Origin of the sequence: Pseudomonas sp. LFM046 (genome assembly GCF_000949385.2) — a bacterium.
In the GTDB taxonomy this organism is placed as follows: domain Bacteria; phylum Pseudomonadota; class Gammaproteobacteria; order Pseudomonadales; family Pseudomonadaceae; genus Metapseudomonas.
The window spans coordinates 3723298-3748150 of the sequence record NZ_JYKO02000001.1 but is presented as its reverse complement, the minus strand read 5'-3'; the positions used below and the strand labels follow the sequence as shown (position 1 = coordinate 3748150).

Sequence of the window (24853 nt, the reverse complement as noted above, 5' to 3'; positions counted from 1 at the left end):
TCCTGCCTCGACGCTTGTTTTTTCCGGGACCTAACCCCATCTTAGGGCCAAGGGTTTCCCCATCTGTTTACGGCCCGAGGGCCGCCGTAGAGCTGATACCATGAATACGACTGCCGAATTACCTCTCCTGCCATTGCGCGATGTTGTGGTTTATCCGCACATGGTCATCCCGCTGTTCGTGGGCCGCGAGAAATCCATCGAGGCGCTGGAAGCCGCGATGACGGGAGACAAGCAGATTCTCCTGGTTGCCCAGAAGAACCCAGCCGATGACGACCCGGGTGAAGACGCCCTCTATCGCATGGGCACCGTGGCTACCGTCCTTCAGCTTCTGAAACTGCCGGACGGCACCGTCAAGGTGCTGGTCGAGGGAGAGCAGCGTGGTGCAATCGAGCGATTCATCGAAGTCGACGGCCATTGCCGTGCTGAAGTCAGCCTGATCGACGAAATCGACGCTGGCGAACGTGAGTCCGAAGTATTCATTCGCAGCCTGCTCAGCCAGTTCGAGCAGTATGTCCAGCTGGGCAAGAAAGTGCCGTCCGAGGTGCTGTCGTCCCTCAACAGCATCGATGAGCCGGGTCGCCTGGTGGATACCATGGCTGCCCACATGGCGCTGAAAATCGAGCAGAAGCAGGAAATCCTCGAACTGACAGATCTTCCAGAGCGCGTCGAGCACGTCCTGGCGCTGCTGGATGCCGAGATTGACCTGCTGCAGGTGGAAAAGCGCATCCGTGGCCGCGTCAAGAAGCAGATGGAGCGCAGCCAGCGCGAGTACTACCTGAATGAGCAGATGAAAGCCATTCAGAAAGAGCTGGGTGATATCGACGAAGGCCACAATGAAGTCGAGGAGCTGAAGAAGCGCATCGACAACGCCGGTCTTTCCAAGGAAGCCCTGGTCAAGGCCAACGCTGAGCTGAACAAGCTCAAGCAGATGTCGCCGATGTCCGCCGAAGCCACCGTGGTGCGTTCCTATATCGATTGGCTGGTCAACGTACCGTGGAAAGCCGAGAGCAAGGTTCGCCTCGACCTGGCCAAGGCCGAGGACATCCTCGATGCCGACCATTACGGTCTGGAAGAGGTCAAGGAACGCATCCTTGAATACCTCGCCGTGCAGAAGCGGGTGAAGAAGGTCAAGGGCCCGGTGCTCTGCCTGGTCGGTCCGCCCGGCGTCGGCAAGACCTCCCTGGCGGAGTCCATTGCCCGTGCCACCAACCGCAAGTTCGTGCGAATGGCCCTGGGTGGCGTGCGTGACGAGGCCGAGATCCGTGGTCACCGCCGCACCTACATCGGTTCCATGCCGGGACGCCTGATCCAGAAGATGACCAAGGTCGGCGTGCGCAACCCGCTCTTCCTGCTGGACGAGATCGACAAGATGGGCAGCGACATGCGTGGCGATCCGGCCTCTGCATTGCTGGAAGTCCTCGATCCGGAGCAGAACCACAACTTCAACGACCATTACCTGGAAGTCGATTACGACCTCTCCGATGTGATGTTCCTCTGCACCGCCAACTCCATGAACATTCCGGCGCCGCTGCTGGACCGCATGGAGGTGATCCGTCTGCCGGGCTACACCGAGGACGAAAAGGTCAACATCGCCGTCAAGTACCTCGCGCCGAAGCAGACCAAGGCCAACGGCCTGAAGAAGGGCGAGCTGGAGTTCGACGAGGCAGCGATTCGCGACATCATCCGTTACTACACCCGCGAGGCCGGCGTGCGCAGCCTGGAGCGTCAGCTCGCCAAAGTCTGCCGCAAGGCGGTGAAAGAGCATGCTCGCGAGAAGCGCTTTGCCGTGCAGGTCACCGCTGAGTCGCTCGAGCACTTCCTGGGCGTGCGCAAGTACCGTTACGGCCTTGCCGAGCAGCAGGACCAGATCGGTCAGGTGACTGGCCTGGCCTGGACCCAGGTGGGGGGTGAACTGCTGACGATCGAGGCGGCGGTTGTTCCGGGTAAAGGCCAGCTGACCAAGACCGGTTCCCTGGGTGACGTGATGGCTGAGTCCATTACCGCAGCCCTGACCGTGGTACGTAGCCGTGCCAAGAGCTTGGGAATCCCGTCGGATTTCCACGAGAAGCGCGACATTCACATCCATATGCCTGAGGGCGCCACTCCGAAGGACGGTCCGAGCGCCGGCATCGGTATGTGCACTGCGCTGGTTTCGGCGATGACCCAGATTCCCGTTCGTGCCGATGTGGCCATGACCGGTGAGATCACTCTGCGCGGTCAGGTACTCGCGATTGGTGGTCTGAAAGAGAAGTTACTCGCAGCACATCGCGGTGGAATCAAGACTGTGATCATTCCCGAAGAAAATGTGCGCGACCTGAAAGAAATTCCCGAAAATATCAAGCAAGACTTGGCAATTAAACCCGTTAAATGGATTGACGAGGTCCTGCAAATTGCGCTGCAATACGCCCCGGAGCCCTTGCCCGATGCGGCTCCGGAGATGGTTGCAAAGGATGACAAGCGCGAGACTGATTCCAAGGAGCGAATCAGCACGCATTAGCCGGGGGGCTTCCTTGACATATTTTTTGAGCCCTTGTTATAAAGCGGCTCTTATGTGTTAGCAGGCCATCCAGCACCCGCTTTGCTTACACCAAACAACTAAGAAACAACTCAACAGAAATAAGGGGACTTAAGAGTGAACAAGTCGGAACTGATCGATGCTATCGCCGCATCTGCTGACATCCCGAAAGCTGTAGCCGGCCGCGCGCTGGACGCAGTTATCGAATCCGTTACTGGCGCTCTGAAGGCTGGTGACTCCGTGGTGCTGGTAGGCTTCGGTACTTTCGCTGTTAAAGAGCGTGCTGCTCGTACTGGCCGTAACCCGCAGACTGGCAAGCCGATCAAGATCGCTGCTGCCAAGATCCCTGGCTTCAAGGCCGGCAAAGCTCTGAAAGACGCCGTAAACTAAGCGTCTTCCGGGCTCTGCCCGACCGGGTCGGGTCCAGCCTGGCCCGATAGCGGAGCGGTGGCGGCGAAGCGTTCCTTCCAGCCATTAGAGAGTTTGAATCTCAGGCCCCGCAAGTTACGAGAAGGCGCATCCTAGGACCTAGGATGCGCCTTTCTCATATTCGGATACTCTACCCGCGTTACTCGGCTGCGATCCCATGCAGCCGTTTCTGGGGGACCCATGCTGCAGAACATCAGGGACAATTCACAGGGGTGGATTGCCAAAACCATCATTGGCGTCATCATCGCGCTGCTGGCACTGACCGGCTTCGACGCCATCTTCAATGCCACCAGCAATCGCCAGAACGCGGCTGAGGTCAACGGTGAGAAGATCACCCTGGACCAGCTGAGCGAAGCGGTGAACCTGCAGCGCCGCCAGCTGCAGCAGCAGTTGGGCAAGGACTTCGATGCCTCGCTGCTGGACGAGAAGCTGCTGCGCGAAGCTGCGCTGAAAGGGCTGATCGAGCGCAAGCTCATGCTGCAAGGTGCCAAGGAGGCCGACTTCGCCTTCTCCCAGGGCGCCCTTGACCAGCTCATCCTGCAGACGCCGGAATTCCAGGTGGACGGCAAGTTCAACGCCGACCGCTTCGACCAGGTCATCCGCCAGATGAACTACAACCGTCTGCAATTCCGCCAGATGCTCGAGCAGGAAATGCTCATCGGCCAACTGCGCGCTGGTCTGGCTGGCAGCGGTTTCGTCACCGACGCCGAAGTGCAGGCTTTCGCCCGTCTGGAGAAGCAGACCCGCGACTTCGCGACCCTGACCCTGAAAGCCGATCCGGCTGCGGCCAGCGTGTCCGACGAAGAGATCAAGGCCTATTACGATGGCCACGTCGACCAGTTCATGAGCCCCGAGCAGGTGGTGATCGAATACGTCGAGCTGAAGAAGTCCGCGTTCTTCAGCCAGGTTGAGGCCAAGCAGGAAGACCTCCAGGCCCAGTACCAGAAAGAGGTCGGCAACCTCGCCGAGCAGCGTCAGGCCGCCCACATCCTGGTGGAGGTCAATGACAAGCTGAACGAGGAACAAGCCAAGGCCAAGATCGAGCAGATCAAGCAGCGTCTGGACAAGGGTGAAGACTTCGCCGCCCTGGCCAAAGAGCTCTCCGATGACTCCGGCTCCGCTGCCAACGGCGGTGACCTGGGCTTTGCCGGTCCTGGCGTCTATGAGCCGGCCTTCGAAGAGGCGCTGTATGCCCTGAAGCAGGGTGAAGTGTCTGCACCGGTGCGTACCCAGTACGGCTGGCACCTGATCAAGCTGCTGGGCGTCCAGGCACCGGAAGTACCGAGCTTCGAGAGCCTCAAGGCGAAGCTTGAGCACGACATCAAGGCCCAGCAAGTCGAGCAACGTTTCGTTGAGGCGAGCAAAGAGCTGGAAGACGCCGCTTTCGAGGCCTCTGACCTGGCCCAGCCGGCTCAGGAGCTGAAGCTGGAAGTGAAGACCAGCGCACCCTTCGGCCGCGAAGGTGGCGAAGGTCTGACTGGCAACCGCCAGGTCCTTCAGGCGGCCTTCAGCCCAGAGGTGCTGGAAGACGGCGCCAACAGCTCGGCCATCGAGCTGGATCCGGATACCGTGGTTGTACTTCGGGTCAAGGAGCACAAGAAGCCTGAGCAGTTGGCCCTGGACAAGGTCAGCGACAGCATTCGCCAGCACCTGGTAACCCAGAAAGCTAGCGAAGCCGCCAAGACCAAGGGCGAAGCCCTGATCGCCAGCCTGCGCGAAGGCAAGACCCCTGAGGATCAGGCGAAGGACAGCGCGTCCTGGCAGGTGGTGGAGGCCGCTACCCGCAGCCAGGAAGGCGTCGAGCCAGTGCTGCTGCAAGCCGTGTTCCGCATGCCGAAGCCGACCGCTGCGGACAAGCCCGAGTTCACCGGCGTGAAGCTGAACAACGGCGACTTCGTGGTGGTTCGCCTCAACGGCGTCAGCCAGTCGGATGAGAAACTGTCCGAGCAGGAGAAGGCCATGTACAGCCGCTTCCTCGCATCGCGCAGCGGCCAGCAGGACTTTGCTGCTTACCGCCGCCAGCTGGAAGAGAAAGCGAAGATCGAACGCTTCTGATCGATACGCTGAAGAAGAAGGCCGCTGATGCGGCCTTTTTCTTTGGGCGCTTGGTAGGGTGGGCTTCACGGGGCAATTCGCGAGCCGCGGGAGCGTGTAGCCAGCGGGAGGGCACGCGCCGTTCCGCACCCACAAAAAAGCCCGCACAAGTGCGGGCTTTTTTCATCAGGGCGACAATCAGTCTTCGATGTTGCCCATGGCGGTGGTGTTGAAGCCGCCGTCGACGTACATGATCTCGCCGCTGATGCCCGAGGCCAGGTCGGAGCAGAGGAAGGCGCCGGCGTTGCCGACTTCTTCGATGGTCACGTTGCGGCGCAGGGGGGTCTGCTTCTCGTTGGCGGCGAGCATCTTGCGGAAGCTCTTGATGCCGGAGGCAGCCAGGGTGCGGATCGGACCGGCGGAGATGGCGTTCACGCGAGTGCCTTCCGGGCCGAGGCTGCCGGCCAGGTAACGCACGCCGGCTTCCAGGCTGGCCTTGGCCATGCCCATGACGTTGTAGTTCGGCATGGTGCGCTCGGCACCCAGATAGGACAGGGTCAGCAGGCTGCCATTGCGGCCTTTCATCATCTCGCGGCCAGCCTTGGCCAGGGCCACGAAGCTGTAGGCGCTGATGTCGTGGGCAATGCGGAAGCCTTCGCGGGTGGTGACTTCGGTGAAGTCGCCGTCCAGTTGGTCGCCCGGGGCGAAGCCCACGGAGTGCACGATGCAGTCCAGGCCGTCCCACTTCTTGCTCAGGGCCTCGAATACGGCAACGATCTCTTCATCCTTGGCCACGTCACAGGGGAAGCAGAGCTCGGCGCTCGAACCCCAGCCTTCGGCGAACTCTTCTACGCGGCCCTTCAGCTTTTCGTTCTGGTAGGTGAAGGCGAGCTCGGCGCCTTCGCGGTGCATGGCTGCAGCGATGCCCGATGCGATGGACAGTTTGCTGGCCACGCCAACGATCAGTACGCGCTTACCGGCGAGAAAACCCATGTGCTTTCATCCTCTTCTGGTTAATGGGCAGTTCCCGGAGCCAGGAATGCGGCTTCCAGCAACTGCTTCGTATAGCTGTGCTGCGGGTCGGCGAAGATGGCATCGGCCGGACCCTGTTCGACCACCTGTCCGTGCTTGATCACCATCAACTGGTGGCTCAGCGCCCGGACCACCGCCAGATCATGGCTGATGAACAGGTAGGTCAGGTCGTATTTGGTCTGTAGCTTTCGCAACAACTCCACTACCTGGCGCTGAACCGTCCGGTCGAGCGCCGAAGTGGGCTCGTCCAGCAGGATCAGTGCCGGTTTCAGCACCAATGCCCGGGCAATGGCAATCCGCTGCCGCTGCCCGCCGGAAAACTCGTGGGGGTAGCGGTTCCGGCTTTCCGGGTCCAGCCCTACCTCCAGGAGCGCGTCGATGATGGCCTGCTCCCGCTCCGCCTCGGTGCCGATGTGGTGGATCCGCAGCCCCTCGCCGACAATCTCGCTCACGCACATGCGCGGGCTGAGGCTGCCGAAGGGGTCCTGGAAGACCACCTGCATCTCGCGCCGGAACGGCCGCACTTCCTTCTGCGACAGCCCGTCCAGGGGGTGGCCCTGGAAGCGAATGCCACCGCGACTGCCCAGGAGCCGCAGAATCGCCAGGCCCAACGTGGACTTGCCGGAGCCGCTCTCGCCCACGATGCCCAGGGTCTGGCCCTGGCGCAGGCTGAAATTGACTCCGTCCACCGCCTTGACGTGATCCACGGTGCGCCGCAACAGCCCTTTCTTGATCGGGAACCACACGCGAAGGTCGTCGACCTCTAGCAGTGGCGGCCCTTGCGGGTTCTCCGCCGGCCGACCCGAAGGTTCGGCGGCGAGCAGTTCCCGGGTGTAGGGATGCTGCGGTGAGTGGAACAGCTCATCACACGACGCTTGTTCGACGATGCAACCGCGCTGCATGACACATACGCGATGTGCGATTCGCCGAACCAGGTTCAGATCGTGGCTGATCAGCAGCAGGGCCATGCCCAGGCGTGCCTGAAGTTCCTTCAGCAATTCGAGGATTTTCAGCTGAACCGTGACGTCCAGAGCAGTGGTCGGCTCGTCGGCGATCAGCAGCTCTGGCTCGTTGGCCAGCGCCATGGCGATCATCACCCGTTGCCGCTGGCCACCGGAAAGCTCGTGAGGGAAGGCCTTGAGGCGCTTGTGCGGCTCGGGGATGCCGACCAGCTCCAGAAGCTCCAGGGTGCGCTGGGTCGCGGCCTTGCCGGTCAGGCCCTTGTGCAGGGCCAGCACCTCGTTGATCTGCTTCTCGATGCAGTGCAGCGGGTTCAGCGAAGTCATGGGCTCCTGGAAGACCATGGCGATGCGGTTGCCCCGAATGCCGCGCAGCTTGGCCTCGGGCAGCTTCAGCAGGTCCTTGCCGGCGTAGCTGATGCTGCCGCTGGGGTGCCGGGCGAGCGGGTAGGGCAGGAGGCGCAGGATGGAGTGAGCGGTCACCGATTTGCCGGAACCGCTTTCGCCCACCAGCGCCAGGGTTTCACCTTTGCGGATGTCGAAGCTGACGCTTTCGACCACGCGCTGCGCCTTCTCGCCGGTGATGAACTCGACGGCGAGGTTGCGGATTTCAATCAGGTTTTCGCTCATCTCACTTCCTCGGGTCGAAGGCATCGCGCGCGGCTTCGCCGATGAACACCAGCAGGGTCAGCATGACCGCCAGCACCAGGAAGGCAGAGATGCCGAGCCAGGGGGCCTGCAGGTTGGATTTGCCCTGGGCCACCAGCTCGCCAAGGGACGGTGCGCCCGGCGGCAGGCCGAAGCCGAGAAAGTCCAGCGCGGTGAGCGTGCCGATGGCGCCGGTGAGGATGAAAGGCATGTAGGTCATGGTGGAAACCATGGCGTTGGGCAGGATGTGGCGGAACATGATGGCGCCGTTCTGCATGCCCAGCGCGCGGGCGGCGCGCACGTATTCCAGATTGCGGCCACGGAGGAACTCCGCCCGTACCACATCCACCAGGCTCATCCAGGAAAACAGCAGCATGATGCCCAGCAGCCACCAGAAGTTCGGCTGCACGAAGCTGGCCAGGATGATCAGCAGGTAAAGCACCGGCAGGCCGGACCAGATTTCCAGGAAGCGCTGGCCGGCCAGGTCCACCCAGCCGCCGTAGAACCCCTGCAGGGCGCCGGCGATCACGCCGATGATCGAGCTCAGCAGGGTGAGCGTCAGGGCGAACAGGACCGAGATGCGGAAGCCGTAGATCACCCGTGCCAGCACATCGCGGCCCTGGTCATCGGTGCCCAGCCAGTTGTCGGCCGAGGGCGGTGCGGGGGCGGGCACCTTCAACTCGAAATTGATGGTGTCGTAGCTGAAGGGAATGGGCGCCCAGACCATGCGACCGCCCTTGGACTCGATCAGCTCGCGGATATAGGGCGTCTTGTAGTTGGCTTCCAGGGGGAATTCGCCGCCGAATGTGGTTTCCGGGTAGCGCTTGAGGAAGGGGAAATACCATTGCCCGTCGTAGCTCACCGCCAGGGGCTTGTCGTTGGCGATCAGCTCGGCACCCAGGCTCAGTCCGAAGAGGATGAGGAACAGCCAGAGCGACCACCAGCCGCGCTTGTGGGCCTTGAAGCGCTCGAAGCGCCGCCGGTTGATGGGGGAGAGTGTCATGGTCAGCCCTCCCGGCCTTCGAAGTCGATGCGTGGATCGACCAGGGTGTAGGTGAGGTCGCTGATCAATTTCACCACCAGTCCCAGCAGGGTGAAGATAAAGAGGGTTCCGAACACCACGGGATAGTCGCGGTTCAGGGCGGACTCGAAGCTCAGCAGGCCCAGGCCGTCGAGGGAGAAGATCGCTTCGATCAGCAGGGAGCCGGTGAAGAAGATGCCGATGAAGGCGGAGGGGAAGCCGGCGATGATGATCAGCATCGCATTGCGGAACACGTGGCCGTAGAGCACACGCCGGTCGGAAAGGCCCTTGGCGCGTGCGGTGATCACGTACTGCTTGTTGATCTCGTCGAGGAAGCTGTTCTTGGTCAGCAGGGTGAGGGTGGCGAAGTTGCCGATCACCAGGGCGGTCACCGGCAGGGCCAGGTGCCAGAAGTAGTCGATGATCTTGCCGCCGAAGCTCAGCTCGTCGAAGCTGTTCGAGGTCAGGCCTCGCAGGGGGAACCAGTCGAAGTAGCTGCCGCCGGCGAAGAGCACGATCAGCAGGATGGCGAAGAGGAAGGCCGGGATGGCGTAACCGACGATGATCGCGGTGCTGCTCCATACGTCGAAGGCGCTGCCGTGGCGCACTGCCTTGGCGATGCCCAGCGGGATGGACACCAGGTACATGATCAGGGTGCTCCAGAGCCCGAGGGAGATGGAGACCGGGAGCTTCTCGAGGATCAGGTCGATGACCTTGGCGTCGCGAAAGAAACTGCTGCCGAAGTCCAGCTTCGCGTAGTTGGAGACCATCAGCCAGAAGCGTTCATAGGGCGGTTTGTCGAAGCCGTACATCTTCTCGATTTCCGCCACCAGCTCCGGGTCCAGGCCTTGGGCGCCACGGTAGTTGGAACTGGCCGTGGCGACCTCGGCGCCGCCGCCGGAGATGCGCCCGGTGGCCCCGCCGGCCGCGGCATCGAAGCCTTCCAGCTTGGCGATCATCTGTTCCACCGGGCCGCCTGGGGCTGCCTGGATGATGATGAAGTTGATCAGAAGGATGCCGAACAGCGTGGGAATGATCAGCAGCAGTCGACGCAGTATGTAGGCGAGCATTTACTGGACACCCGGCTCGGAAGGGGTTTGCTCGGACTGGCTGGCGGTATCCGTGTTCGGTTTCTGCCACCAGGTCATCAGGCCGTAATCGTAGAGCGCCGTGTTTTCCGGCCGCTGGAAGTGGTTCCAGTAGGCGACGCGCCAGGTGTCGACATAGTAGTTCGGCACCACGTAGTGACCCCAGAGCAGTACGCGGTCCAGGGCGCGGGCATGTTCTACCAGGCTCTGCCGCGAGTCGGCGCGGATCAGGCCTTCCACCAGCGTGTCGATAGCCGGGTCACGCAGGCCGATGAAGTTTCGGCTGCCGGGGCTGTCGGCACTGCGGGAGTGCCAGAATTCCATTTGCTCGTTGCCCGGCGAATTGGACTGGCCCCAGGTGGCAGGGATCATGTCGAAGTCCCGGGAACGCAGACGGTTGATGTATTGGGAAACGTCTACCCGGCGGATCTGCAGGTCGATGCCCAGTTCCGCCAGATTGCGTTTGAAGGGCAGGATGACCCGCTCCAGGTTGGCTTGGGCGATCAAGATCTCGAAGGCCAGCGGTTTGCCATCCGGACCCACCATCTTGTCGTTCTCGATCTTGTAGCCGGCCTCCATGAGCAGTTGGTACGCACGGCGCTTCTGGTCGCGAATGATGCCGCTGGCGTCGCTCACCGGCGGCTTGAACACCTGGGTAAAGACCTCGGCCGGCACCTTGCCCCGCAGGGGTTCGAGGATCTTCAGTTCCTCCGCGTCGGGCATCTCGTGAGCGGCCATTTCCGAGTTCTCGAAATAGCTGCTGGTGCGCTTGTAGGAGCTGAAGAACAGCTGCTTGTTGGCCCACTCGAAGTCGAACAACTGGGCAATCGCCTCGCGTACGCGGCGGTCCTGGAACACAGGGCGGCGGATGTTGAAGGCGAAGCCCTGCATGCCGGCAGGGTTATGGTTGGGGATGGCTTCCTTGACGAATTTGCCAGCGCTCAGGGCCGGGCTTTCGTAACCGGTGGCCCAATCCTTGGCGGAATACTCCAGGTTGAAGTCGAACTGGCCGGCTTTGAAGGCCTCCAGCGCGACGGATGTATCGCGGTAGTAGTCCACCGTGATGGCGTCGAAGTTGTAATAGCCACGGGTGACCGGCAGGTCCTTGGCCCACCAGTCCTTGACCCGCTCATAGCGGATCGAGCGGCCTGCATCCACCTTGGCGATGCGGTAAGGGCCGCTGCCCAGCGGCGGCTCCAGGCTGGTCTTGCTGAAGTCGCGGCCTTCCCAGTAGTGCTTGGGCAGCACCTGGATCTGGCCAAGGATCAGCGGTAGCTCGCGGTTGCCGGCCTGCTTGAAGTCGAAGCGCACGCGCTGCTTGTCTTCCGCCACTACCTTGGCGACGTCGGCGTAGTAGTGGCGGTACATCGGTTCACCTTTTTCGAGCAGGACGTTGAAGGTGAATATCACGTCCTCTGCGGTCACCGGCTGGCCGTCGTGGAAGCGCGCCTTGGGGTTGAGGTAGAAGCGCACATAGCTGTTGTCCGGCGCTTTCTCGATCTTCTCCGCCAACAGACCGTACTCGGTGAAGGGCTCGTCGGGGGAGTGGAAGGTCAGGCTGTCGTAGATCAGGCCGAGCTGGTCGGCTGCGGTGCCCTTGGGGATGAAGGAGTTGAGGCTGTCGAATCCGCCGACGCCGGAAAGGCGCAGTGTGCCGCCCTTGGGGGCGTCCGGGTTGACCCAGGAGAAGTGTTTGAAGTTCGCCGGGTACTTGGCGGGCTCGTCGTAGAGCGTGATGGCGTACCTGGGCTCGGCCATGGCGAGGCCGGCCAGGGACAGCAGCAGGGCGCCGCAACCCAGCAGGCAGCGGGTGCGCAGGGAATGACTCATCGGACGTTCTCCGTGGGCTTCAGCCACCAGGCTCGCAGGCCCAGCGTATAGGGCGGCGTGGTGACGAAGGCGAACCGGTTGCGGTACGCCAGGCGGTGATAGTTGATGTACCAGTTGGGGATGCTGTAGTGCTCCCAGAGCAGTGTCCGGTCGAGGGCGCGGGCCGCGGCCAGTTGTTCGTCACGGCTCTGGGCGCCGAGGAGCTTCTCGATCATGGCGTCGGCCACCGGATTGGCGACGCCTGCGTAGTTCTTGCTGCCCTTCACGCCCACTTGGCTGGAATGGAAATAGAGGGATTGTTCCAGGCCCGGGCTCAGGGTTTGCGGCAGGGTCATCAGGATCATGTCGTAGTCGAAGTGGTCCAGGCGCTGCTTGTACTGGGCGCGGTCCACCGTGCGCAGGCTGACGTCGATGCCGATGCTGGAGAGGTTCTCGCGGTAAGGCTGGAGGATGCGTTCAAGGTTCGGGTTGACCAGCAGGATCTCGAAGCGCAGCGGTTGGCCGTGCTCATTGAGCAGGCGCTGATTGGACAGCTTCCAGCCTGCTTCAGCCAATAGACCGAGGGCCCGGCGAAGGGTTTCCCGTGGGATGCCCCGGCCTTCGGTAGTGGGCACGGCGAAGGGCTGGGTGAAGAGGGCCTCCGGCAATTCCTTCCGAAAGGGCGAGAGCAGCAGCCACTCGTGGCCCTCGGGCTTGCCCACGGCGCTGAACTCGCTGTTCGGGTAGTAGCTGGCCGCGCGGATGTAGGCATTATTGAACAGCGTGCGGTTGGTCCATTCGAAGTCGAACATCAGGCCCATGGCTTCCCGCACCTTGCGGTCCTGGAACACGGCGCGACGGGTGTTCATGAACAGCGCCTGGGTCTGGGTCGGAATCTGGTGCGGAATCTCGGCGCGGATGACGTCACCCCGGGCGATGGCCGGGAAACGATAGCCATTGGCCCAGTTCTTCGCCTGGTGCTCGATATAAAAGTCGAATTCGCCGGCCTTGAACGCCTCGAAGGCGACATTGCTGTCCCGGTAGAACTCCACTTCCACCCGGTCGAAGTTGTACTTGCCCTTGTTGACCGGCAGGTCCTTGCCCCACCAGTCCTTGACCCGTTCGAACACCAGGCTGCGGCCCGGACGGACCTGGACGATGCGGTAGGGACCGCTGCCCAGGGGCGGCTCGAAGGTGGTGGCCTTGAAATCGCGGTCCTTCCAGTAGTGCTGGGGCAGCACCGGTAACTCGCCGAGGCGCAGGATCAGCAGGGGATTGCCGGCGCGTTTGAGGACGAAGCGGATGCGATGGCGATTGAGGATGTCGACGCGCTTCACTTCCTGCAGGCTGGTGCGGTACTGCGGGTGGCCGTTCCTGACCAGGGTGCGGTAGGAGAAGGCGACGTCGTAGGCGGTGATTGGCTTGCCGTCGTGGAAGCGCGCTTCCTCCCGCAGGTTGAAGACTACCCAGCTTCGGTCTTCGCTGTATTCAACGCTCTTGGCGATCAGGCCGTAGCTGGAGGCAGGCTCATCGCCGGATGGGTCATATTGGCCGGTGCCCACCATCAGCGGTTCGTTCAGTTCGGACATCCCGTACTGCAGGAAGTTGGCCGTGGAGACCGGGCTGGTGCCCTTGAAGGTGTACGGATTGAGGGTGTCGAACGTGCCGAAGGCCATGACCCGCAGGGTGCCGCCCTTGGGGGCCTCTGGGTTGACCCACTCGAAGTGGTCGAAATTTGCGGGGTATTTCAGCGTGCCGAACTGCGCATAGCCGTGGCTTTCGATCACGCTGGCGAAACAAGGCTGAGCCAGCAGGCCGATGAGCAAGGAAGCGAGGCGACGCATCAGGTGGTTGTCCGATCCATGGCTATCGTGTCGGGCATATGAGCGCTGGCCTCGCTTGTGGGAAGGCACAGGTGACTGGCCGGCAAACTTCGTGTCGGGGGTTACGCGCCGTGGGTGTCGGCGGTAACGGCTGGCAAGTACAGTAACAGCTTGTACAGGCAAGAAAAAAGGGTCAGCCTGCGCGTTGCTGGCCACCATACTTGCCACTACCCGGAAAAATGCTCAGAGGTGCCAATCTTGGGTGAACGTAGCCATGGACTGCAGTCATGGATAGACCGCCTCAACGAGGCTGAATTGCCCGCCCTGGCGGCGGTGGTGCAGGACTTGCACCAGATGACCCAACAAGACAAATCCTCCGTGCAGCAGCTGGCTGACGTGCTATTGCGTGACGCCACGCTGACGTCCAAGGTGCTGAAGGTCGCCAACAGCGTCTACTACAACCCGTCCCAGGAAACCATTCGCACCATTTCCCGCGCCATCGTGTTGATCGGCTTCGAGAACGTGCGTCTGATCGGCCTGTCGGTGAGCCTGATCGACAACCTGCTCACCCGTGGCCCCCGTGAGCAGTTGCCGCAGCTGCTGGCCCGGTCGTTCCACGCGGCCGTGCAGGCCCGCAACATCGCCGGCTACCTGCTGGCGCGCAGCCAGGAAGAAGTGTTCATCGCGGCCCTCCTGCACAACCTGGGCGAATTGGCGTTCTGGGGCTGCGGTGGCGACCAGGCCGACGAGCTGGCCGTGGCGCTGGCTCAGCCCGGGGTGGAAGAGGAGCAGGCGGTCCGTGAGGTGCTGGGCACCAGCTTCCGCCAACTGACCCTGGGCCTGGTGCGCAGCTGGAACCTGGGTGAGCTGGCGAGCCTGTCTCACGCCGGCACGGCCCAAGGCGACCCGGCGGTGAAAGCGGTGAACCTGGGCGTGCGGATCAGCGAGGCGGCTTTGGATGGTTGGGACTCGCCCGCCATGACGGCGCTGGTGGGGCAACTGGCGGGCCTGATCGGCGTGAGCCCCGAGGAGGCGCTCCAGCAAGTGCTGGCCAGTGCTGACGAGGCCGTGAAGGTGGCCACGACATTCGGTGCCGGCAAGTTGTGCCACCTGATTCCCCACACCGACCCGGAACAGATCCGCCAGCAACGCGAGCAGCGCCAAGCGTCCCTGCTGCAGCCGAACCTGCTGGTGATGCAGCAGGCCCTGCAAGAGCTCGGCCTGCTGTCGTCGAAGAAGGCCAACATCAATCTGGTGCTGGATACCCTGTTGCAGGGCCTGCACCAGGGGGCTGGTCTGGAGCGCGTGATGGTGGCCGTGCTGGCCGACCAGCGCAGCCGCTTTGCCGTGCGCAGTGCGGTGGGTGAAGGCACCGGGCGGTGGGTCGATGAGTTCGTGTTACCGGCCAACCAGCCAGAGCAGCCCAATCTGTTCAGTTACGTACTGCGGACCCGCGAAACCCTGTGGATGGGGGTGCCGGCCAGCTACAGCCTGAACGATTTGGTGACGCGGCTGATGCGCGAGTGGCTGGGGCAGGGCATGTTCTTCGTCGCGCCGTTGCTGGCCGGCAAGCGCGAGATCGGCGTGATCTATGCCGACTGCCGACACTCAGGCCGGGCACTCCGGCATGAGCAGTTCGTGGCGTTCCAGCGCTTCGCCCAGGCCACTGGGCGCTGTCTGGAAGCGATGGCGCAGAAGGCTTAGGGCAGGTAGACGGTCAGCGTCTGACCTGGCTGCAGGTCGCCGACGCTACGGGGGTTCCAGCGCTGCAGGTGCTTCATCTCGACGTTGAAGCGCTTGGCGATGAGGTAGAGCGAGTCGCCCTGCTTGACCTTGTAGTAGGTCACCGACTCGCGACCCTTGGCGTTGTCCTTGGACCGGGCGGTGGGCGCACTGGCGACCTGGGGTGCGGGGACTTGCAGCTTCAGCACCTGGCCGGCCTTGAGGTTGTTGCCCTTGAGCTTGTTCCAGCGCTTGATGTCTTGCACATCCACCTTGTACTGGCGGGCGACGGTCCACAGGTTGTCGCCGCTCTTCACCTTGTGGCTGCGCGCTGGGGCAGGCGCCGGCGCGCTACTGCTGGCGACGTTCTGGAACAGCGGCTGCTCGGGCTTCACGCCCGGTTCGACCGGAATGCTGAGTTCCTGACCCACGCGCAGGTGGTTGCCGGGAAGGCCGTTGATTTCCTTCAGGGTCTTGACCGTCACGTGGTAGCGGTTGGCGATGCCGTGGAGGCTGTCGCCGTTGCGCACCTGGTACTTCTGCCAGTCCACCAGTTCCTGGGGCTTCATCAGCGCGAGGTTGGCACTCAGCAGCTCGGCCTTGTCGGCGGGCACCAGCAGGTGCTGGGGGCCGTCCATGGTGATGCGCTTCTTGAAGGCCGGGTTGAGCTGGTACATCTCGTCGGCGTCCATGTCGGCCATTTCGGCGACACGGGACAGGTCCAGGCGCTGCTGCTTGACCTCCACCACCTCGAAGTAGGGCTCGTTGGCGATGGGGTTGAGGTTCACGCCATAGGCATTCGGTGCCATCACCAACTGGGACAGGGCCAGCAGCTTGGGCACATAGTCCTGGGTTTCCTGCGGCAGCGGCAGGTTCCAGTAGTCAGTCGGCAGGCCGAGCTTCTGGTTGCGCTCGATGGCGCGGCTGACGGTGCCTTCGCCGGCGTTGTAGGCGGCGAGCGCCAGCAGCCAGTCGCCGTTGAACATCTCGTGCAGGCGCTGGAGATAGTTCAGGGCGGCATTGGTGGAAGCGGTGATATCGCGGCGCCCGTCGTACCAGTTGGTCTGGCGCAGGTTGTAGTGACGGCCGGTGGAGGGGATGAACTGCCAGATGCCCACGGCGTTGCTGCGGGAGTAGGCGAACGGGTTGTAGGCGCTTTCCACCACCGGCAACAGGGCCAGTTCCAGAGGCATGTCGCGCTCTTCCAGGCGCTCGACCACGTAGTGGATATAAAGGCTGCCGCGCTCGCTGGCACTTTCCAGGAAGGAGGGCTTGCTGACGTACCAGAGGCGCTGGCGCTCGATGCGCGGGTTGACGCCTATTTCATCCTGGAGCTTGAAACCGTTGCGCATGCGCTCCCAGATGTCCTGGGGCTCGCGCTCCGCCTGATTCTCTTCCAGCCACTGGGTCTGCTGGTTCATGCCCAGGGCGCGGTCGGTGTCCCGGCCCTGGTCGTCGTCCTTCTGACCCGTGGCGGAACAGCCGGCAAGAGTGGCGGCGGCGACCACCACAAGCGCTCGTGCGGCTCGTGCCAATGCATCCAGGTCGAAGGTTCTGATCGGCAAAGACAACATTGGCTGAGTGGTTTTTCCGGCGAAAAAGTTCGGGGATTCTAGAAACCGACCTATGGCTGGTCAAGTTTTCGCCAGCCGGATCTCCCCTTGCCAGAGCCTCAGAACTGGTCTTTCCAGGCCCTCAATGTGGCGAAGACCTCGGCCGGTGTAGGGTTTTCCCGGCCGGCCCGCTCGTCGGCCATTTGTTTAACGGATGTTTCAGTCACGCGCAGGAAGGGGTTGGTGGCCCGTTCCAGGGCGATGGATGAAGGCAGGCTGATATCGCCCTGCTCGCGCAGACGGGTGACCTCGTCGAAGCGCGCGGACGTGGCCTCGTTGGCGGGCTCCACCGCCTTGGCGAAACGCAGGTTGCTCAGGGTGTACTCGTGGGTGCAGTACACCAGGGTGGCCGCCGGTAGCGCGGCCAGGCGGCTGAGGGATCGGTACATCTGCGCCGGGGTGCCTTCGAACAGGCGGCCACAACCCGCGGCGAACAGGGTGTCGCCACAGAACACCAAGGGCCGTTTGCTGTCTTCGTGGTAGTAGGCGATGTGCCCCAGGGTGTGTCCGGGCACTTCCAGCACCTTGAACTCCAGACCCAACACCTGGACCCGGTCGCCTTCACCCAGGGCCTGGTCACGAGCGGGGATATTTTCCTGAGCCGGGCCCAGCACGCGGGCGCCGGTGGCTTCCTTCAGGCGGACCACGCCGCCGATGTGGTCGCCATGGTGGTGAGTGACGAGGATATCGGTCAGTTGCCAGCCGGGATGGGCGTCGAGCCAGGCCAGTACGGGCGCCGCATCGCCGGGGTCCACCACGGCGCAGCGGCGGCTTTCGGAGTCCTGCAGCAGCCACAGGTAGTTGTCGGAGAAGGCGGGGAGGGCGTCGATCTTGATCATGAAGGGAGTCGCCAAGCAGAGAGCAATGGAGCATCTTAGGGCTCTGACGCAGGAGATTGCCATGACCGAGAAAGCATTCGCCCAAGCCGATGCCGACTGGCTGGAACTGATCGCCGAGGCCCGTTCGTGGTTCACCGGGCCACTGGGCGGCCTGATGCTGTTCGAAGAGCAGCGCCTGCTGGAGGACGAACTGGCACGTTACTTCGGCGGCTACCTGGTGCACTACGGCCCTCGCGCGGAGCTGCCGCCGGGCGCCAAGCAGATCCAGCGCAGCGTTCATCTGGGGGCGCCGTTGCCAGGGGTTGAGATCGCCTGTGAAGAGGCCGCCTGGCCCCTGAGCGAACACGCCGCCGACATCGTGGTGCTGCAGCATGGCCTGGATTTCTGCCTTTCACCCCACAGTCTGCTGCGGGAAGCCGCGCGCAGCGTGCGCCCTGGCGGGCACCTGATGATCATCGGGGTCAATCCCTGGAGCGCGTGGGGCGTGCGCCACTACTTCGCCAGTGACGCCCTGCGCCAGGCACGTTGCATCTCGCCGGTGCGGGTCAGCGACTGGCTCAACCTGCTGGGTTTCGCGCTGGAGAAACGCCGTTTCGGGTGCTATCGTCCGCCGCTTGCTTCGGCCGCCTGGCAATCCCGCCTGGCCCGCCTGGAGCGCTGGGGCGCCGCCGGACAGGGGTTCGGCGCGGGCTTCTATCTATTGGTGGCGCGCAAGCTGGTCGTCGGCTTGCGGCCGCTGCGTCAGGCCCGGCGCGAGCCCATGGGCAAGCTGGTGCCCATGCCGGTGGCGAAGGTCAGCCGGTGCGAATCGAAACACGAGGTTTGAGTGAGCGATCTGGTCGAGATCTATACCGATGGCGCCTGCAAGGGCAATCCCGGCCCCGGCGGCTGGGGCGCACTGCTGGTCTACAAGGGCGCCGAGCGTGAGCTCTGGGGTGGGGAGCGGGATACCACCAACAACCGCATGGAGCTGATGGCCGCCATCATGGGGCTGGTTGCGCTCAAACGGCCCTGCGAGGTGAAGATCATCACCGACTCCCAGTACGTGATGCAGGGCATCACCGAATGGATGCCCAACTGGAAGAAGCGCGGGTGGAAGACCGCTGCCAAGCAGCCGGTGAAGAACGCCGACCTCTGGCAGGCCCTGGACGAGCAGGTCAATCGCCACACGGTGCACTGGCAGTGGGTGCGCGGCCATACCGGCCATCCCGGCAACGAGCGCGCCGACCAGCTGGCCAATCGGGGTGTCAGCGAACTCTACCCCCGGTAGAATTGCGCCCTTGCGGCAATCTCCTTCATAGGTTCTGAACATGCGTTACGTCGTACTCGATACGGAAACTACTGGCATGCCGGTCACCGATGGCCACCGGGTCATCGAGATCGGCTGCGTCGAACTGGAAGGCCGACGCCTGACCGGTCGTCATTTCCACGTCTACCTGCAACCCGATCGCGAAGTGGATGAAGGCGCCATCGCGGTCCACGGCATCACCAACGAATTCCTGGTGGGCAAGCCGCGCTTCAAGGACGTCGCCGACGAATTCTTCGAGTTCATCAAGGGCGCCGAGCTGATCATCCATAACGCGGCGTTCGACGTTGGCTTCATCAACAACGAATTCGCCTTGCTGGGGCAGAGCGAGCGCAGCGACGTCAGCGAATACTGCACGGTGCTCGACACCCTGCTGATGGCCCGCGAGCGCCATCCGGGGCAGCGCAATAGCCTGGACGCACTGTGCAAGCGTTACGACGTCGACAACTCCAACCGCGAACTGCACGGCGCACTGCTCGACGCCGAGATCCTCGCCGACGTCTACCTGGCGATGACCGGTGGCCAGACCAACCTGTCCCTGGCGGGTGAAGGCGGAGATGGCGGCAGTGGCCGACCTCTGGCCACTCCGATCCGCCGCCTGCCCGCCGACCGCGCCCGCGGGCGGGTGATCCGCGCCAGCGAAGAAGAGCTGGCGGCCCATGCCGCGCGCCTGGCGATCATCGAGAAGTCCGCTGGGGCACCGGCCCTCTGGACGCAGATGGACGCACCCCCAGCTTCCTGATTGCGACCTTTACGTACAGCCAGTGGCAGCGGGGGTTCCGCCCCCGCGAGCGAGCTTCTACCCTGAGGAAACAGGCGGCAGCGCCGCCCCTCAGGGAGCCACAATGTACAAAGAACTCAAGTTCCCCGTCCTCATCGTCCACCGTGACATCAAGGCCGACACCGTCGCCGGCGACCGGGTCCGCAGCATCGCCCGCGAGCTGGAGCAGGACGGCTTCACCATCCTCTCCACCGCCAGTTCCGCAGAAGGGCGCATCGTCGCCTCGACCCACCATGGCCTTGCCTGCATCCTGGTCGCCGCCGAAGGCGCCGGGGAAAACCAGCGACTGCTGCAGGACATGGTGGAGCTGATCCGCGTTGCCCGGGTGCGTGCGCCTCAGTTGCCGATATTTGCCCTGGGCGAACAGGTGACCATCGAGAACGCGCCGGCCGAAGCCATGGCCGACCTCAACCAGTTGCGCGGCTTGCTGTACCTCTACGAAGACACCGTGCCCTTCCTCGCCCGCCAGGTGGCCCGCGCCGCACGCAGCTATCTGGAAGGCCTGCTGCCACCCTTCTTCCGGGCCCTGGTGGAGCACACGGCGCAATCCAACTACTCCTGGCACACGCCGGGGCATGGCGGCGGCGTGGCCTATCGCAAGAGCCCGGTGGGGCAGGCGTTCCACCAGTTCTTCGGCGAAAACACCCTGCGCTCGGACCTCTCGGTCTCCGTACCGGAACTGGGTTCTCTGCTGGACCACACCGGCCCGCTGGCGGAAGCCGAGGCCCGCGCCGCGCAGAACTTCGGCGCCGACCACACCTTCTTCGTGATCAATGGCACCTCGACGGCCAACAAGATCGTCTGGCACTCGATGGTGGGGCGCGACGACCTGGTGCTGGTGGACCGCAACTGCCACAAATCTATCCTTCACGCCATCATCATGACCGGCGCCATCCCGCTCTACCTGACGCCGGAGCGCAACGAGCTGGGCATCATCGGCCCCATTCCGCTCAGCGAGTTCACGCGTGAAGCCATCAAGGCGAAGATCGACGCCAGCCCCCTCGCCAAGGGGCGCGAGCCGAAGGTCAAGTTGGCGGTGGTGACGAACTCCACCTATGACGGCCTCTGTTACAACGCCGAGCTGATCAAGCAGACCCTGGGCGACTCGGTGGACGTACTGCACTTCGACGAGGCCTGGTACGCCTATGCCGCGTTTCACGAGTTCTATGCGGGCCGCTACGGCATGTGCACCCACCGCGAAGCGAATTCGCCCCTGGTCTTCACCACCCATTCCACCCACAAGCTGCTGGCGGCGTTCAGCCAGGCTTCGATGATCCACGTGCAGGACGGCGGCGCCCGCCAGCTCGACCGGCATCGCTTCAACGAAGCGTTCATGATGCACATCTCCACCTCGCCCCAGTACGGCATCATCGCTTCCCTCGACGTGGCCTCGGCCATGATGGAAGGCCCGGCGGGGCGTTCGCTGATCCAGGAGACCTTCGACGAGGCCCTGCGCTTCCGCCGGGCACTGGCCAATGTGCGGCAGAACCTGGACGCGCAGGACTGGTGGTTCGACATCTGGCAACCGCCGCTGGTGGAAGGCTCCGAAAGCGTCGCCACGGAAGACTGGCTGCTGCGACCGGAGGCCGACTGGCATGGCTTCGGCGATGTGGCGGAAGACTATGTGCTGCTCGACCCCATCAAGGTCACCCTGGTGACGCCGGGCCTGACTGCCGATGGCAAGCTGGGGGAAGAGGGGATCCCCGCCGCGGTGGTCAGCAAGTTCCTCTGGGAGCGCGGGCTGGTGGTGGAGAAGACCGGCCTCTACTCCTTCCTGGTCCTGTTCTCCATGGGGATCACCAAGGGCAAGTGGAGCACGCTGCTCACTGAACTGATGGAATTCAAGCGCGCCTACGATGCCAACCAGCCGCTGGCCCAGGCGCTGCCTTCGATTGCTGCCGAACAGGCCGCGCGCTATGCCGGCATGGGGTTGCGCGATCTGTGTAACGCCTTGCACAGCTGCTACCGCAATAGCGCCACGCCCAAGGCGCTCCGTCGCATGTACACCAACCTGCCTGAGCTCGCGATGAAGCCGGCCGATGCCTACGACAAGCTGGTGCGGGGCGAGGTGGAAGCCGTGCCCCTGGATCGTCTGCAGGGGCGCATCGCCGCCGTGATGTTGGTGCCCTATCCGCCAGGCATCCCCCTGATCATGCCGGGCGAGCGCTTCACCCCGGAGACGAAGGCGATCATCGACTATCTGGAGTTTGCCCGCACGTTCGACCAGAGCTTCCCCGGCTTCGACATCGACGTGCATGGCCTCAACTGTCAGGAAAGTCCTGCGGGGCCCTGCTATACCGTGGATTGCATCAAGGAATAAGCCAGCCAGGGGGAGAGATGGCGCAAGGGGAGGGGGTGAAGCCACGCGGCAGCATGGGGTTCTGGACCTGCACCGCACTGGTGGTGGGCAACATGATCGGTTCCGGGGTGTTCCTGTTGCCCTCAAGCCTGGCGGCCTACGGGGGGCTGAGCCTGTTCGGCTGGCTGATCTCCAGCACCGGGGCCGTGATCCTGGCCCTGACCTTCGCCCGTTTGGCGCGGCTCAATCCATCCGCCGGCGGCCCTTACGCCTATACCCGCGATGGATTCGGCAGCTTCGCCGGCTATCTCTGCGCCTGGACCTACTGGAAGGCGGCCTGGATCGGCAATGCCGCCATTGCCGTGACCCTGGTGGGCTACCTGCAGGTGTTCATCCCGGCCCTGCGTGGTCCAGTGCTGATGGTGAGCACCGCCATCGGCGCCATCTGGCTCTGCACCCTGATCAACCTGCGCGGTATCGGCGCCTTCGGCGTGGCCCAGAACATATTGACGGCACTCAAGCTGGTGCCGCTGCTGCTGGTGGGCGTGCTCGGCTGGTTCTCCTTCCACCCCGAATATCTGCGCATTCCTGAGCCCGACCAGTTGCCCGCTGGCGTCGGTGGCTACGCCCAGGCCATTGCCACCACGGCGGCGCTGACCCTCTGGTCGTTCATCGGCCTGGAGTCGGCCACGGTGCCGGCGGATCACGTCGACAACCCCAAGCGCACCATTCCCCGTGCCACCGTATTCGGCACCTTGGTCGCAGCCGGGGTGTACATCTTGTCCATCACTGCGGTGCAGGGCGTGCTGCCCCCCGAGGCTCTGATGCGCTCCACCGCGCCCTTCGCCGATGCGGCGCGGGTGCTGGTCGGGGATTGGGGCTATTTCCTGGTGGCCGGCGGTGCGGTGATCGCCTGCCTTGGCGCATTGAACGGCTGGGTCTTGCTACAGGGGCAGATCCCCATGGCGACCGCTCGCGACGGCCTGCTGCCGGAATCCCTGGCCCAGACCAACAAGCACGGGGTGCCGGCCCATGGCCTGCTGGTGTCCGGCGTGCTGGTCACCGCGCTGGTGCTGGTGGATGGGCAGGGCGACCTGGTGGACGTGTTCAACGTCATCATCCTGCTCGGCACCATGACTGGCGTAGTGCCTTACGCCTTCTGCACCGCCGCGCTGTTGCAGCAGCTGGCGGTGAAGCCCGGCGATTTCACCGATGGCGAGCGTGGTCGCCTGGTGTCCATCGGCGTGCTGGGCTTCATCTATTCCATCTGGGCCCTGTATGGCACCGGCGAGCAGGCCATCTTCTGGGGCTTCCTGGTACTGATGGCGGGAATTCCGCTCTACACCTGGCGTCAGTGGCGCAACCGGGTGCAGGCGGAATCGGCCGTCAGAGCCAATAGCTGACGGCCCACCAGCCGAGCAGGCCCATCACGACGGTATAGGGCAGCGCCATCCAGACCATGCGTCCGTAGGACAGGCGCACCAGCGGTGCGATGGCCGAGGTGAGCAGGAACAGGAAGGCCGCCTGACCATTGGGCGTGGCCACGCTGGGCAGGTTGGTGCCGGTGTTGATCGCCACGGCGAGGGTGTCGAAGTGCTCGCGGCTCATGTTGCCGGCCAGCAAGGCCTGCTTCACCTCAGTGATGTAGATGGTGGCGACGAAGACGTTGTCGCTGATGGCCGAGAGCAGGCCGTTGGCGATGAACAGCATCCCCGGCTGCTGCTCCGGCGGCAGCGCCAGCACGGCGTGGATGATGGGCGTGAACAGATGCTGCTGTTGGATCACCGCCACCACCGCGAAGAACGCCACCAGCAGGGCGGTGAAGGGCAGGGCGTCCTGGAAGGCGCGCCCGAGCTGATGCTCGTCGGTAATGCCGCTGAAACTGGTGATCAGCACGATCACCATCAGGCCGATCAGGCCCACCTCGGCCACATGCAGGGCCAGGCACAGGATCAGAATCAGCGCCGCCGCGCCCTGGACCATCAAGGCCGCGCGCTGGGTGGAGGTCCGCCGCGCATTCTCTTCGTGGGCAAAGTCGGTCAGCACCTGGCGCACGCTGTCGGGTAGCTCGGCGCCGTAACCGAACCAGCGCAGCTTCTCCAGCAACACGCAGGTCAGCAGACCGGCCGCCAGCACGGGCATGGACACGGGCGCCACACGCAGGAAGAAGTCCTTGAAGTGCCAGCCCGCCTCGTGGCCGATCAGCAGGTTCTGCGGCTCCCCCACCAGTGTGCAGACGCCGCCCAGGGCGGTGCCCACCGCGGCGTGCATCAGCAGGCTGCGGAGAAAGGCACGGAAGGTCTCCAGGTCCTCGCGGCTGGTGGTGGGTACATCGCCGTCGCAGTCGGGGTTGTGCTCCTCACTCATTCCCTTGCCCGAGGCGACGCGGTGGTACACGCCGTAGAAACCCAGGGCAACGCTGATGATCACGGCGGTCACGGTCAGGGCGTCGAGAAACGCGGACAGGAAGGCCGCCAGCAGGCAGAACATCAGGGCCAGCAGCGTCTTGCTGCGTACGCCCAGCAGCAGCCGGGAGAACAGCAGGAGCAGCAGGTCCTTCATGAAGTAGATGCCCGCCACCATGAACATCAGTAGCAGGACCACTGGGAAGTTGTGCTGGACCTCCTCATAGACCGCCTCGGGCGTCGCCAGTCCCAGCAGCAGGGATTCCAGCACCAGCAGGCCGCCCGGCAGGAGCGGGTGGCACTTGAGCGCCATGGCCAGGGCGAAGATGAACTCGCCGACGAGCAGCCAGGAGCACACCACGGGGCCGAGCAGCCAGAGCACCAGCGGGTTGAGTGCCAGGAAGGCGATGACAGTCAGCTTGTACCAGCGAGGTGACTGACCGAGGAAATTGCGGCCGAAGGCGGCGGCAGGCGAGACGGGCATCAGGGTAATCCTTGGGCGTATCGTTAAGCGCGCGGAAGGTGCCAGC

18 protein-coding genes are annotated in these 24853 nt (G+C 63.6%); 9 read left to right on the top strand and 9 right to left on the bottom strand.

The window, feature by feature from the left end:
* Nucleotides 1-100: 100 nt before the first annotated feature.
* From lon to TQ98_RS17235, 3 genes are all read left to right on the top strand, one after another.
* Nucleotides 101-2497: an endopeptidase La gene (gene lon / locus TQ98_RS17245; RefSeq protein ID WP_044874570.1), complete on the top strand. Its 2397-nt coding sequence runs from the start codon at nucleotides 101-103 to the stop codon at nucleotides 2495-2497.
* Nucleotides 2498-2632: 135 nt separating this feature from the next.
* The gene (gene hupB, locus TQ98_RS17240) at nucleotides 2633-2905 is read left to right on the top strand and encodes a nucleoid-associated protein HU-beta (protein WP_003087931.1); all 273 of its coding nucleotides are present in this window, start codon (nucleotides 2633-2635) and stop codon (nucleotides 2903-2905) included.
* A gap of 219 nt (nucleotides 2906-3124) precedes the next feature.
* Entirely contained in the window at nucleotides 3125-4999 is a 1875-nt protein-coding gene (locus tag TQ98_RS17235; protein WP_044874571.1) for a SurA N-terminal domain-containing protein, read from the top strand.
* A gap of 177 nt (nucleotides 5000-5176) precedes the next feature.
* Here the strand turns inward: TQ98_RS17235 and fabI are convergent, their stop codons facing one another.
* Genes fabI through TQ98_RS17205 form a run of 6 tightly spaced genes read right to left on the bottom strand, consistent with a single transcriptional unit; the run spans nucleotide 5177 to nucleotide 13379 of the window.
* Nucleotides 5177-5971, bottom strand: a complete 795-nt coding sequence (gene fabI / locus TQ98_RS17230; protein ID WP_044874572.1) for an enoyl-ACP reductase FabI — start codon at nucleotides 5969-5971, stop codon at nucleotides 5177-5179.
* A gap of 20 nt (nucleotides 5972-5991) precedes the next feature.
* A complete protein-coding gene (locus TQ98_RS17225; RefSeq protein WP_044874573.1) occupies nucleotides 5992-7599 on the bottom strand; it encodes an ABC transporter ATP-binding protein in 1608 nt (535 codons plus the stop codon).
* Between the two features lies 1 nt (nucleotide 7600).
* Complete coding sequence (locus tag TQ98_RS17220) at nucleotides 7601-8620, bottom strand: ABC transporter permease (RefSeq protein ID WP_044874574.1); 1020 nt, start codon at nucleotides 8618-8620, stop codon at nucleotides 7601-7603.
* 2 nt (nucleotides 8621-8622) lie between these two features.
* Nucleotides 8623-9708, bottom strand: coding sequence for a microcin C ABC transporter permease YejB (locus TQ98_RS17215; RefSeq protein WP_044874575.1), 1086 nt, complete (start codon nucleotides 9706-9708; stop codon nucleotides 8623-8625).
* On the bottom strand, nucleotides 9709-11556 hold the full coding sequence (locus tag TQ98_RS17210; protein WP_044874576.1) for an extracellular solute-binding protein: 1848 nt from the start codon (nucleotides 11554-11556) through the stop codon (nucleotides 9709-9711).
* The gene (locus TQ98_RS17205; protein ID WP_044874577.1) at nucleotides 11553-13379 is read right to left on the bottom strand and encodes an extracellular solute-binding protein; all 1827 of its coding nucleotides are present in this window, start codon (nucleotides 13377-13379) and stop codon (nucleotides 11553-11555) included. Before TQ98_RS17205 ends, TQ98_RS17210 begins: the two co-directional genes overlap by 4 nt.
* Before the next feature lie 237 nt (nucleotides 13380-13616).
* Here TQ98_RS17205 and TQ98_RS17200 point away from each other — a divergent pair, with 237 nt between their 5' ends.
* Nucleotides 13617-15062: an HDOD domain-containing protein gene (locus TQ98_RS17200; RefSeq protein WP_177410178.1), complete on the top strand. Its 1446-nt coding sequence runs from the start codon at nucleotides 13617-13619 to the stop codon at nucleotides 15060-15062.
* Here TQ98_RS17200 and TQ98_RS17195 read toward each other — a convergent pair.
* Nucleotides 15059-16654, bottom strand: coding sequence for a LysM peptidoglycan-binding domain-containing protein (locus TQ98_RS17195; protein ID WP_044874578.1), 1596 nt, complete (start codon nucleotides 16652-16654; stop codon nucleotides 15059-15061). The genes TQ98_RS17200 and TQ98_RS17195 overlap by 4 nt on opposite strands.
* A gap of 98 nt (nucleotides 16655-16752) precedes the next feature.
* On the bottom strand, nucleotides 16753-17532 hold the full coding sequence (gene gloB, locus TQ98_RS17190; protein WP_044874579.1) for a hydroxyacylglutathione hydrolase: 780 nt from the start codon (nucleotides 17530-17532) through the stop codon (nucleotides 16753-16755).
* A gap of 61 nt (nucleotides 17533-17593) precedes the next feature.
* Between gloB and TQ98_RS17185 the strand changes: the two genes are divergently transcribed.
* The 5 genes from TQ98_RS17185 (at nucleotide 17594) to TQ98_RS17165 (ending at nucleotide 23321) form a co-directional block, all read left to right on the top strand.
* Complete coding sequence (locus TQ98_RS17185) at nucleotides 17594-18358, top strand: methyltransferase domain-containing protein (protein WP_044874580.1); 765 nt, start codon at nucleotides 17594-17596, stop codon at nucleotides 18356-18358.
* Nucleotides 18359-18802 (top strand): ribonuclease HI, encoded by a 444-nt coding sequence (rnhA, locus tag TQ98_RS17180; protein WP_044874581.1) that lies wholly within the window; start codon nucleotides 18359-18361, stop codon nucleotides 18800-18802. It begins immediately after the preceding gene.
* Nucleotides 18803-18842: 40 nt separating this feature from the next.
* A complete protein-coding gene (gene dnaQ / locus TQ98_RS17175) occupies nucleotides 18843-19580 on the top strand; it encodes a DNA polymerase III subunit epsilon (RefSeq protein WP_044874582.1) in 738 nt (245 codons plus the stop codon).
* Between the two features lie 103 nt (nucleotides 19581-19683).
* Complete coding sequence (locus tag TQ98_RS17170; protein ID WP_044874583.1) at nucleotides 19684-21939, top strand: arginine/lysine/ornithine decarboxylase; 2256 nt, start codon at nucleotides 19684-19686, stop codon at nucleotides 21937-21939.
* A 17-nt stretch (nucleotides 21940-21956) separates the two neighbouring features.
* A complete protein-coding gene (locus tag TQ98_RS17165) occupies nucleotides 21957-23321 on the top strand; it encodes an amino acid permease (protein WP_044874584.1) in 1365 nt (454 codons plus the stop codon).
* Here the strand turns inward: TQ98_RS17165 and nhaB are convergent.
* Nucleotides 23305-24807, bottom strand: a complete 1503-nt coding sequence (nhaB, locus tag TQ98_RS17160) for a sodium/proton antiporter NhaB (protein WP_044874585.1) — start codon at nucleotides 24805-24807, stop codon at nucleotides 23305-23307. The two genes, TQ98_RS17165 and nhaB, sit on opposite strands and share 17 nt — an antisense overlap.
* Nucleotides 24808-24853: the final 46 nt, after the last annotated feature.

Bases quoted from the DNA above. Each gene is read 5' to 3' on its own strand.
- lon (WP_044874570.1), top strand. From the start codon at position 101: ATGAATACGACTGCCGAATTACCTCTCCTGCCATTGCGCGATGTTGTG.
- TQ98_RS17235 (WP_044874571.1), top strand. From the start codon at position 3,125: ATGCTGCAGAACATCAGGGACAATTCACAGGGGTGGATTGCCAAAACC.
- fabI (WP_044874572.1), bottom strand. From the start codon at position 5,971: ATGGGTTTTCTCGCCGGTAAGCGCGTACTGATCGTTGGCGTGGCCAGC.
- TQ98_RS17225 (WP_044874573.1), bottom strand. From the start codon at position 7,599: ATGAGCGAAAACCTGATTGAAATCCGCAACCTCGCCGTCGAGTTCATC.
- TQ98_RS17220 (WP_044874574.1), bottom strand. From the start codon at position 8,620: ATGACACTCTCCCCCATCAACCGGCGGCGCTTCGAGCGCTTCAAGGCC.
- TQ98_RS17215 (WP_044874575.1), bottom strand. From the start codon at position 9,708: ATGCTCGCCTACATACTGCGTCGACTGCTGCTGATCATTCCCACGCTG.
- TQ98_RS17210 (WP_044874576.1), bottom strand. From the start codon at position 11,556: ATGAGTCATTCCCTGCGCACCCGCTGCCTGCTGGGTTGCGGCGCCCTG.
- TQ98_RS17205 (WP_044874577.1), bottom strand. From the start codon at position 13,379: ATGCGTCGCCTCGCTTCCTTGCTCATCGGCCTGCTGGCTCAGCCTTGT.
- TQ98_RS17195 (WP_044874578.1), bottom strand. From the start codon at position 16,654: ATGTTGTCTTTGCCGATCAGAACCTTCGACCTGGATGCATTGGCACGA.
- gloB (WP_044874579.1), bottom strand. From the start codon at position 17,532: ATGATCAAGATCGACGCCCTCCCCGCCTTCTCCGACAACTACCTGTGG.
- TQ98_RS17185 (WP_044874580.1), top strand. From the start codon at position 17,594: ATGACCGAGAAAGCATTCGCCCAAGCCGATGCCGACTGGCTGGAACTG.
- dnaQ (WP_044874582.1), top strand. From the start codon at position 18,843: ATGCGTTACGTCGTACTCGATACGGAAACTACTGGCATGCCGGTCACC.
- TQ98_RS17170 (WP_044874583.1), top strand. From the start codon at position 19,684: ATGTACAAAGAACTCAAGTTCCCCGTCCTCATCGTCCACCGTGACATC.
- TQ98_RS17165 (WP_044874584.1), top strand. From the start codon at position 21,957: ATGGCGCAAGGGGAGGGGGTGAAGCCACGCGGCAGCATGGGGTTCTGG.
- nhaB (WP_044874585.1), bottom strand. From the start codon at position 24,807: ATGCCCGTCTCGCCTGCCGCCGCCTTCGGCCGCAATTTCCTCGGTCAG.